Raw genomic sequence first — 9,458 nt, 5'->3', positions numbered from 1 at the left:
CGGCGCCAAATTTCGCCCGCATCGGGCTTGCTGCCGGCCTTGCTCGGCTCCCAGCGCGTCGTTGAGACGATCGCCAGCGCCAGCGCCCAGACGCCGATCCAGACGTCGCGGCCAACCACTTTCATCAGTGTGAAAGCCCAAACGGCTTGATCCGCTGTGCCCGCAACCCCTGAGGCCGGACCTGCGTATCCGCCATATGTTTGCGCGGCGGCGAAGCCAGCGGCGTCGGCAAATTCGGACGTGCCGATCCAGGCTCCGGCGACACCGGACGGCAAATGCAGCCACAGCGATACGATTGGGAGTACGAAAATCATCACAATCGCCCAGAAGATCACCACAGTGATGGCGATGGGCGCGTATTCCTTCTTGGCCCCGACAGCGCCGGCGATGGCGATCGACGCCGAAACGCCGCAGACAGCGCCGCCCGCGCCGAGCACTGCCGACAATTGGCGGTCGAGCCCCAATTTCCGTGCGGCGAAGAAGATGACGAAGAAGGTCGCCAAGGAGACGAGCGAGGCCTGGAAAATAGCAATCGGCCCCGCCCAGGCGATGAGTGAGAACGGCAGCGTTGCGCCGAGCAGTACGATGCCGGTCTTGACGTAGAACTCGACGCGAAAACCCGCGTCCATCGAGCGCGGCAACCCGATGAGGTTCGATATCAACAATCCCAGCAGCAGCGCCACGAGCGGCGGCTCCAGATTGTAGTAATTTGCCTGAGTCCACTGGCCGAGGACGAAGATCAAAACCGAGAACGCATACAGAAATACGAACGACGGAATGAAGTCGCGTGGCCCATACCCGAGCGCCGTCAATGCGACCGAGAAAAGCACGAGCCAGGAAGCAAACTGCGCGAAATAGCGTAGCCAGTTCGCGGCAAAGTGGGCTCCGAGTTGGCCGAGGCTCGACCATTTCTCCGGCGTCACGGCGATCCATTTGAGGCTGGCGCCGTTGGCGAACAGAATATAGCCGATGACTACAATCCCCAGCCCGAGCCAGACGGCCCACCAATCCTCCTTGAGCCAGAGTTCCCGCCATCCCGCGGTCAGCGAGGGCGATCGATCCGCGTTTGGCGCAAGTTGGTTAGCGCTCATCGTTCGTCTCTCTCTTTGCGGGCCGCAGGGCGAACCGCGGCGCGTCGTCTCGAAGGTTGAAACAAATAACAATATCCATTGAATTTATCGTGTTATCAATCCAAAATCGCCTCGCTATGGAAAATTGTTCAGGGCTTCCCTCTCATTTCGGCCGGCGCCCCAAGGCCATATTGGCTCCCACACGGATCGCGATCATTGGTGGCGGAGCAAGCGGGGCGCTGATGGCGGCCCATCTACTACGGCGCAAACCGAAGAACCTCAAAGTGACGATTATTGAGACGCGGGAGCGGATCGGGCGCGGGTTGGCCTACGCCACCGCGAACCCGAGCCACCTCTTGAACGTGCGCGCGGCCAACATGAGCGCGTTTGCGGACGATCCCGGTCACTTCGCGCGTTGGCTGTCGAGGCAGACGGAAGCGCCAGAGGTGGCGGGCGACCTCGGGTTTCGCTTTGTCTCGCGCGGCCTCTATGGCTGCTATCTCGAGAGCCTGGTCGTCGAACATTTGTCTGGTCCGGTAGAGCAGCGAGCGTTGACGGTGTTGCGCAATACCGCGCGCGGCGTGACGGTGAACGCGAGAGGCCTAGAGATCGCCCTGAACGATGGGCCGCCGCTGCGCATCGACCTCGCAATATTGGCATGCGGCCATGAAAGCGTGGTCGACGAGGGTCCGCTTTACACCAGCCCTTGGGCCGAACCAGTCGGCGCGGGCGCTCCACGCCACTCGACGCTTTTGGTTCTGGGAACCGGACTGACAATGGTCGATACAGCCCTGGCATTGAGGGAGCAGGGCCACCGAGGGCGGATCGTCGCATTGTCGCGACGAGGCTTGCTCCCGCACGCGCATCGCGCCGTTGAGCCATTGTTTGTCGACGCCAACGCCGCGCCGCTCGATCAGAATCTCTCGACGCAGCTCCATTGGCTCAGAGGCTTAGCGCGTGAACACGAGGCGCAGGGCGGCGATTGGCGCAGCATCGTCGACGGCCTTCGTCCGCACACACAGGCGATTTGGCGCGCGATGACGCCGCGGCGTCGCGCGCGATTTCTCGAGCATGCGCGGCCTTGGTGGGACGTTCACCGCCATCGTATGGCGCCGGAAGTAGCGGCCCGCATCGTCGCGATGATCGCCAGCGGACAGATTGAAATCGTCGCAGGAAAAATCGTCGACGTCGTGCCGAATGGCGAGGGCGCCGAGGTCACCTTGCGGCGGCGCGGGTCGCAGAGCGTCGAAACTCTCTCCGTCGCGGGTATCATTTCCTGCAAGGGCGTAACCGGCAGCCCGGGCCGAAGCACAAATCCTCTAGTAGCATCGCTTTTTGCCAACGGACTGGCGCGTGCTGACCCGCTATGCATCGGGATTGAGGTCGCCCCCGATTGCTCCGTTGTCACCCAGGAGGGGCGCCCTTCCCGGAGTCTGTTCGCTATCGGTCCGATGAGTCAGGCGGCTTTCTGGGAAATCACCGCCGTTCCCGATATTCGGTTGCAAACAGCGGCGCTCGCCGCCCGAATTCTTAGTGCGTTTCCCGAGCGCAGGGTGAGCCAGCGCCCCAGATGATAGCGCTCGGCCCCTTGAATGTACTTCGGCGGGCGGTCTGAATGCCGATCGGCGCGTCCGGTTCTTGTATTTCCGGCATTCGCCGATGCGTTCTCGGGCTTGCTCGATTTTGGCGTCGAAATGATCGCGTCCCCGCGGTCCTACGACAGCCACCGCGCCATCATCGAGTCCGCGTGCGGCAGACGGATTCCAGTGCGCCTGGCGGCTCCGCGGCGAGCTACCGCGCATCGTCCCGGCGTCGCGCGCTTTGCGGCGAAAGGCCTGTAGCGCGCGCCAACTCGTCGTCGCTCCAACCCAGCTGATCGTAGCCGCCGCGCCAGTAGACGAGCGCGCCGCCGTCCGAGGCGGCCGCGGCGTGTTTGACGCGACCAACGACGATCGCGTGGGTGTTGCGCTCGACGATGTCGTCGACTTCGCACGCGAACGCAGCGAGCGCATCCCAGAGCAGCGGCGTGCCGTTCGGCGCGGTCATCCAGCGACCCTCGCGAAAACGATCGGCGCCCTCTTCGCCGGTTCGACCGGCAAAGCGCTCGGCGAACTCGAGATGATCTGCGCCAAGCACGCTGACGCCGAAAGCGGCGCCGAGCGTCAGGCCGGAATAGGTCGACGCCGCGCGATTGACGCAGACGATCAGCGTCGGCGGGTCGAGCGACAGCGACGCGACCGCAGTCGCCGTCATGCCAGCTCGCTCGCCGCCGACACTGTGGGTAACGAGACAGACGCCGCTCGCGAGTTGGCGCATGGCGGCGCGAAACACGGAGCTGTCAGCCTCGACAAATGCGGGACCGTTCGCAGAAGCCCGGCGAAACCCTTCAATTGCAGGCAGTGCTGTCACGGGAGAGTTCCTCGTCATTCGTCTGTCGGCCTTGCGCGCTCGGCGATTTCACGGCTGCGGAGGAAGGAAGACGCGCTCGCGCAATTCGCGCTCGTAGTCCTCCGGCGACTGAGGTTGGGGATCGCGCAACGCGGCGACGAGGTTTGCGCCCCAGGCGCCGAAGCGCCGCCACGCCGCGCCGGACGCGGCGCGTAAGCGAGAGAACCATCCGAGCGTCGGTGAAAGGGCGTCGTGATTTCGAGTCATGGGCAGCCTCGAATTTGTTAGTTGACAATTTTGATAGAGATACTGCATTACTCAACGCAAGACAAGCGCCGAATGGCGGGGCCACTTGAAATACAAGGGGTTTGCGATGAATCGGAGAACGTTTCTGATCTCGACCGCTGCGCTGGCGGTCGCCGGTGTCGCGCCAGCCCGCGCCGACGCGCCGCGCGAACTGAGGATCGGCTACCAGAAGACGGCGATCCCGCTGGTGGTGAAGGCGCAGAGGCGCCTCGAGCAGCGCTTCGAACCGCAAGGCGTGACGGTCAAATGGGTCGAATTCGCTTTCGGCCCGCCGCTGCTCGAAGCGGTCAACGCTGGCGCCGTCGACTATGGCTACACCGGCGACGCGCCGCCGATCTTCGCCCAGGCCGCCCATGCCGCGATCGCGTATGTCGCCGTCATCCCGGCGCGTGGTTACGGCCAGGCGATCGTCGTCCCCGCCGATTCGCCGGCCAAGACTCTCGCCGATCTCAAGGGCAAGAAGATTGGCGTCGCCAAGGGTTCGAGCGCCCACAATCTGCTCGTCTCGGCGCTCGAAAGCGAGACAATCGCCTGGACCGACATCGAGCCGGTCTATCTCGCGCCCGCCGACGCCGCCTCGGCGTTCTCGCGCGGCGCGATTGACGCGTGGTCGATCTGGGACCCGTTCTACGCCATCGCCGAACTGAAACAGAAAGCGCGGGCGCTGCCGATCGACCCCAAGGCGACGGTGCAGAACAGTTTCTTCCTCGCCAACCGCGATTTCCTCGCCAAGCACGCCGACGTCGTCGCCGACGTCAACGAAGAAATCGCCAAGGCGACGACATGGGCGGGCGACCATCGCGACGAAGTGGCGGCGTTGTTCGCGGAAGCGAGCGGCGTCGATCTGGCGGCGCAAAAGCGCGCGGTCGATCGCGCCGAATTCAGCTTCGGGCCGCTGACCGACGCGGTCATCGCGCAGCAGCAGGCGGTCGCCGACCGCTTCCAGCGGCTCGGCCTGATCCCGGCGCCGATCGTCGTGCGCGACATCGTCTGGTTCTGGAAACAGAGCGCCTGAACGCCACGAGACACGCGAGGCCAAGTCATGAGCGAAGCGAACAAGCCGCTGGACGTGTTCTGGTTCATTCCTGTCAGTGGCGACGGCGCCGATCTCGGCAGCAACAAGGGCGTGCGGCCGGTCGTTTTCTCCTATCTCAAGCAGATCGCCGCCAATTTCTGGGCCAGGATCGGCCGAGTGCGACGCGCCTCCAGCTCTGCGATGGTCGGCGACCCCAGGACGGGGGCGGCGCGGCGGCGCGAATACCAGGCGCTCGGAATCGAGGCCGTCATCGCCTCCGGGTTCCCCCACCCCGAAGAGGCCTACAGAGTCGCCGAGCTCCTGTTACCGCAACTCGGGATCGGCGAAGCGAATCGCTTCAACCACGGCGCGACGCCCGCCGAGTTCGGTGCCGGCGCGTTCAAGCCGGCGATCGTCGCCGAGTAATCCCGAGCGTCGGCGGCCGCCGCGAGCCTCCTGCGGCGCCCGCCTAAATCCTTTCGACTGCCGCGGAACGATCATGTCCGACGCCGTGACCACCCTGCAACGACCTCTGCGCGCGAGGCGCGCCGCACTGCGCCTCGACGTGAGGCGCCAGCTCGCCCCCGCCGCCGGCTGGATCGTCCCGGCGCTGCTGGTCGCCGTATGGCAGGGCTGCGCGTCACTTGGCTGGCTGCCGGATTCGTTGCTGCCCTCGCCCTTCGCCGTTCTCGCCGCGGGCTGGCGCCTCACGCGCTCGGGCGACCTGCCGCGCAACGTCGAAGTCAGCTTCTTGCGCGCAGTCGCAGGCCTCGTCGTCGGCGGCGCGATCGGTTTCGGCTTCGGGCTCGCCAATGGCCTTTCGCGGGCGAGCGACCGTCTGACCGACACGACCCTGCAAATGGCGCGCAACATCCCCCACCTCGCGCTGATCCCGCTGGTCATCGTCTGGTTCGGCATCGACGAGGCGGCGAAGCTCTTCCTCGTCGCGCTCGGCGTGTTCTTTCCCATCTACGCCAACACGGTGCATGGCGTGCGGTCCATCGACCCGCATCTCATCGAGATGGCGCAAAGCTACGGCATGCAGCGCCTCGAACTCTTCCACCGCGTCATTCTGCCCGGCGCCCTGCCTTCGATCTTCGTCGGCCTGCGTTATGCCCTGGGAATCATGTGGCTGACGCTGATCGTCGCCGAGACCATCGCGGCGCAATCCGGCGTCGGCTATATGGCGATGCAGGCGCGCGAATTCTTGCAGCTCGACGTCGTCGTGCTGGCGATCCTGATCTACGCGCTGCTCGGGAAGCTCGCCGACGTGGTCGTACGCGCGCTCGAACGCGCCTGCCTCTCCTGGCGACCGGCCCTGCACGGAGATTGACGTCATGAGCTTGGCCGAAACGGCTTCATCGCGCCGTGCCACGGAAGCGCCGGCCGCATCCTTCGTACTGCGCGGCATCGTCAAGGCGTTCGGCGACAAGAAAGTCCTTCGTGGTCTCGATCTTGACGTCGCCGCGGGCCAGTTCGTCGCCGTCATCGGCCGCAGCGGTTGCGGCAAGAGCACGCTGTTGCGTCTGATCGCCGGCCTCGACGCGCCCGATGCAGGCGCGATCGATTTCGACGGCACGGTCGGCGTCGCTCCTCGCGTCATGTTCCAGGAGCCGCGGCTGCTGCCGTGGGCGAACGTCATCGCCAATGTCGAAATCGGTCTCGGTGCGCGGCGACGCGAAGCCGGCGCGCGCCAGCGCGCGCTCGACGCGCTCGCGGCGGTCGGCCTCGCTGACCGCGCCGCCGACTGGCCGGGGGCTTTATCCGGCGGCCAGAAGCAGCGCGTCGCCCTGGCGCGGGCTCTGGTCAGTCGGCCGCGTGTGCTTGCGCTCGACGAACCGCTTGGCGCGCTCGACGCGCTGACGCGGATCGAAATGCAGTCACTGCTCGAATCGGCCTGGCGGCGCGAAGGCTTTACCGCTCTGCTGGTCACCCACGACGTCGCCGAGGCGGTAACCCTCGCCGATCGCATCGTGCTGCTCGAAGATGGCGCCGTCGCGCTGGACCTCGAAATCGCCCTGCCGCGGCCGCGCCTGCGCGGTTCGCCCGAATTCGGCCAGCTGGAGGAGACAATCCTCGAGCGCCTGCTCGGGCCGTCGCGCCGCTACTAGCGCGGCGGTGCGGGCCGCCCGTCTGCCCAACCGGCTCCCCCCTAGTTCAAATTCTGCGTTCGCATGTCGGCGCGATCGACGCCGGCGACGACGACCGGCTTCTTCATCGCGTCGCGGCGGAACGGCTCGCCAAGTTCCTGGTTGAGCACCGCCTCGATGAAAGTGGTGACGCCGCGCTTCTGGTCTTCGCACGACTTGCGGATCGCTTCGGTCAACGCGGTCGGCGTCGTCGCGACGACGCCGACGAACCCGCACGCTTCGGCGACCTTGGCGTAGCTCAGATTCGGGTTGAGTTCGGTGCCGACGAAATTGTCGTCGTACCAGAGGATCGAATTGCGTTTCTCGGCGCCCCATTGATAGTTGCGGAACACCACTATCGTCACGCCGGGCCAGCCGGCGCGGCCGATCGAGCTCATTTCGTTCATCGAGATGCCGAACGCGCCGTCGCCGGCGAAGCCGACGCAGGGGGTCTCCGGGTTGCCGATCTTCGCGCCGACGATGGCGGGAAAGCCGTAGCCGCATGGGCCGAACAGCCCCGGCGCAAGATATTTGCGCCCTTCCGCGAACGACGGATAGGCGTTGCCGATCGCGCAATTGTTGCCGATGTCGCTCGAGATGATCGCGTCGCGCGGCAGTCCGGCCTGAATGGCGCGCCACGCCTGGCGTGGCGACATTCGGTCAGCGTCGCGTTGGCGCGCGTCGTCGTTCCAGGTTGTGCCGGGGTCGTCGTCCTCGTGGTCGAGGCTCGACAGCGTCTGCAACCAGCGCGACTTGAGGGCGTGGACGAGCGCCACGCGCTCCTCGCGCCCTGCGTCGCCCGCAGTCGCCGTCAGCTTGGTGAGAATCGCGCGCGCGACCAGCTTGGCGTCGCCGCAGATGCCGACGGCGACCGGCTTGGTCAGGCCGATGCGGTCAGGGTTGACGTCGACCTGGATCAGCTTCGCGGCCTTCGGCCAATAGTCGAGGCCGTAGCAGGGCAAGGTCGAAAACGGATTGAGCCGCGTGCCAAGCGCCAGCACGACGTCGGCCTTGGCGACCAGCTCCATCGCCGCCTTCGAGCCGTTGTAGCCGAGCGGGCCGGCGGCGAGGCGATGGCCGCCGGGGAAGCTGTCGTTGTGCTGGTAGTTGTTGGCGACCGGGGCGTCGAGCCGCTCGGCCAGCGCGGCCACGTCGGCGATGGCGCCGCCGAGCACGACGCCTGCGCCTGACAGAATGACCGGGAATTTCGCCTCGGAAAGCAGCCGCGCCGCTTCGGCGATCGCTTCGGCGCCGCCGGCCGGGCGTTCGAATTCGACGATCGCCGGTAGCTCGATGTCGACCACGTGGGTGAAGAAATCGCGCGGGATGTTGATCTGCGCCGGCGCCGACAGGCGCTTCGCTCGCTGGATGACGCGATTGAGAACCTCCGCCACGCGCGACGGATCGCGGACTTCCTCCTGGTAGCCGACCATGTCGCGGAACAGCGCCATCTGCTCGACCTCCTGGAAGCCGCCCTGGCCGATCGTCTTGTTGGCGGCCTGCGGCGTCACCAGCAGCATCGGCGTGTGATTCCAGTAGGCGGTCTTCACCGCGGTGACGAAATTGGTCACGCCGGGCCCGTTCTGGGCGATCAGCATCCCGATCGCCCCCGTCGTGCGCGTGTAGCCGTCGCACATGATCCCGCCATTGCCCTCGTGGGCGACGTCCCAGAACCGGATCCCGGCGCGCTCGAACAGGTCGGAAACCGGCATGAAGGCCGAGCCGATGATGCCGAAGGCGTGCGCGATTCCATGTCGCTGCAGCACTTTTACAAAGGCCTCTTCGGTCGTCATCCTCATGACGTAACTGTCCTTTTCTGAGTCTTGCGCGGTCTCGTCTCCGCGCGCTTGAGCGTTAGTTGATAAAATTCATAGACATTAAAGGGTGAATTGTCCATATTCGGCCGGCGTATTCGATCGGTTCTCGGACATCTTCGCCGCGTAGCTCAGATCAATCCGCGCCGCCGCCGCAAATGTGCGATCAGGGGACCCCGCATCCGGCGAAGAGGCCGAAAACGCCGTGCAATTTCCGGCGCCGCGTCGGCGTCGTCGAGCGTCGTCTGACGCTCGCGCAACGATTGCGGGCGAGAGGCGTGTAGCAGGGGGGGACCGCTCTTTCATGGCGACCAGATTGTCGAACGCGAGGTCGGCGAGTTTTCCGTCGTTGGCGATCCGCATGCGCCGAGTCGATTCGGCGGGGACATCGAATACAAGGTCATAAGCCGCCCCCGCACGGCCAACGCGGCCCTCCGCTGTTCGATCGGCGTGGACTTTCCTGAGAAAGTTTGCTCACTCATCGCCTACTCCCCAAGCGCAGTTTCGGCCTCGTCGGAGAGGCGCGGCGTTGCTTCGAAATTCAAAGCGCAGGCGCTTGCGATCGTCGAACGACAGGGTCAGGAAAGCGAGCGCATTCACGGTCTTCCGCGCGACGCCCGACCGAGCAGGAGCTAAGATGGTCAAGTCGCCCAAGCGCTACCCGGAAATGCGCGAGCCGCGTGCGCGGCCGCGCTACGTCGGACCGGCGACCTTCTTTCGCGCGCCGCATTCAGAA

10 protein-coding genes are annotated in these 9,458 nt (G+C 65.5%); 5 read left to right on the top strand and 5 right to left on the bottom strand.

Annotated elements, in window-relative coordinates; translation table 11 throughout:
- On the bottom strand, positions 1-1,091 hold a 1,091-nt coding region (locus ABSF49_RS17250), incomplete at its 3' end, for a YeiH family protein (RefSeq protein WP_424113882.1).
- Between the two features lie 116 nt (positions 1,092-1,207).
- Between ABSF49_RS17250 and ABSF49_RS17245 the strand changes: the two genes are divergently transcribed.
- Positions 1,208-2,644 carry an FAD/NAD(P)-binding protein gene (locus tag ABSF49_RS17245; RefSeq protein WP_424113884.1) on the top strand — a complete coding sequence of 479 codons (1,437 nt, stop codon included), beginning with the start codon at positions 1,208-1,210 and terminating at the stop codon, positions 2,642-2,644.
- Positions 2,645-2,861: 217 nt separating this feature from the next.
- Here the strand turns inward: ABSF49_RS17245 and ABSF49_RS17240 are convergent, their stop codons facing one another.
- Both ABSF49_RS17240 and ABSF49_RS17235 read right to left on the bottom strand, forming a co-directional pair.
- On the bottom strand, positions 2,862-3,386 hold the full coding sequence (locus ABSF49_RS17240; protein ID WP_424113883.1) for a flavin reductase family protein: 525 nt from the start codon (positions 3,384-3,386) through the stop codon (positions 2,862-2,864).
- A 141-nt stretch (positions 3,387-3,527) separates the two neighbouring features.
- On the bottom strand, positions 3,528-3,725 hold the full coding sequence (locus tag ABSF49_RS17235) for a hypothetical protein (protein ID WP_424113881.1): 198 nt from the start codon (positions 3,723-3,725) through the stop codon (positions 3,528-3,530).
- 106 nt (positions 3,726-3,831) lie between these two features.
- On the opposite strand from ABSF49_RS17235, the gene ABSF49_RS17230 reads away from it, so the two are divergent.
- The 4 genes from ABSF49_RS17230 (at position 3,832) to ABSF49_RS17215 (ending at position 6,890) form a co-directional block, all read left to right on the top strand.
- Positions 3,832-4,779, top strand: a complete 948-nt coding sequence (locus ABSF49_RS17230) for an aliphatic sulfonate ABC transporter substrate-binding protein (RefSeq protein ID WP_424113880.1) — start codon at positions 3,832-3,834, stop codon at positions 4,777-4,779.
- A 27-nt stretch (positions 4,780-4,806) separates the two neighbouring features.
- Positions 4,807-5,205: an LLM class oxidoreductase gene (locus ABSF49_RS17225; protein ID WP_424113879.1), complete on the top strand. Its 399-nt coding sequence runs from the start codon at positions 4,807-4,809 to the stop codon at positions 5,203-5,205.
- A gap of 73 nt (positions 5,206-5,278) precedes the next feature.
- The gene (gene ssuC / locus ABSF49_RS17220; RefSeq protein ID WP_424113878.1) at positions 5,279-6,112 is read left to right on the top strand and encodes an aliphatic sulfonate ABC transporter permease SsuC; all 834 of its coding nucleotides are present in this window, start codon (positions 5,279-5,281) and stop codon (positions 6,110-6,112) included.
- Between the two features lie 4 nt (positions 6,113-6,116).
- A complete protein-coding gene (locus ABSF49_RS17215) occupies positions 6,117-6,890 on the top strand; it encodes an ATP-binding cassette domain-containing protein (RefSeq protein ID WP_424113877.1) in 774 nt (257 codons plus the stop codon).
- A gap of 41 nt (positions 6,891-6,931) precedes the next feature.
- Here ABSF49_RS17215 and xsc read toward each other — a convergent pair whose 3' ends face one another.
- A complete protein-coding gene (gene xsc, locus ABSF49_RS17210; protein ID WP_424113876.1) occupies positions 6,932-8,707 on the bottom strand; it encodes a sulfoacetaldehyde acetyltransferase in 1,776 nt (591 codons plus the stop codon).
- Between the two features lie 78 nt (positions 8,708-8,785).
- Positions 8,786-9,085 carry a hypothetical protein gene (locus ABSF49_RS17205; protein WP_424113875.1) on the bottom strand — a complete coding sequence of 100 codons (300 nt, stop codon included), beginning with the start codon at positions 9,083-9,085 and terminating at the stop codon, positions 8,786-8,788.
- Positions 9,086-9,458: the final 373 nt, after the last annotated feature.

Source organism: Roseiarcus sp., from assembly GCF_049514155.1.
Taxonomy (GTDB): Bacteria; Pseudomonadota; Alphaproteobacteria; order Rhizobiales; family Beijerinckiaceae; genus Roseiarcus.
Note: the sequence above shows the minus strand (reverse complement) of the source record. Positions and strands in the feature narration are given on the sequence as shown.

Coding starts and splice junctions, on each gene's coding strand:
- ABSF49_RS17245 (WP_424113884.1), top strand. CDS start 1,208: ATGGAAAATTGTTCAGGGCTTCCCTCTCATTTCGGCCGGCGCCCCAAG.
- ABSF49_RS17240 (WP_424113883.1), bottom strand. CDS start 3,386: ATGCGCCAACTCGCGAGCGGCGTCTGTCTCGTTACCCACAGTGTCGGC.
- ABSF49_RS17235 (WP_424113881.1), bottom strand. CDS start 3,725: ATGACTCGAAATCACGACGCCCTTTCACCGACGCTCGGATGGTTCTCT.
- ABSF49_RS17230 (WP_424113880.1), top strand. CDS start 3,832: ATGAATCGGAGAACGTTTCTGATCTCGACCGCTGCGCTGGCGGTCGCC.
- ABSF49_RS17225 (WP_424113879.1), top strand. CDS start 4,807: ATGAGCGAAGCGAACAAGCCGCTGGACGTGTTCTGGTTCATTCCTGTC.
- ssuC (WP_424113878.1), top strand. CDS start 5,279: ATGTCCGACGCCGTGACCACCCTGCAACGACCTCTGCGCGCGAGGCGC.
- ABSF49_RS17215 (WP_424113877.1), top strand. CDS start 6,117: ATGAGCTTGGCCGAAACGGCTTCATCGCGCCGTGCCACGGAAGCGCCG.
- xsc (WP_424113876.1), bottom strand. CDS start 8,707: ATGAGGATGACGACCGAAGAGGCCTTTGTAAAAGTGCTGCAGCGACAT.
- ABSF49_RS17205 (WP_424113875.1), bottom strand. CDS start 9,085: ATGCGGATCGCCAACGACGGAAAACTCGCCGACCTCGCGTTCGACAAT.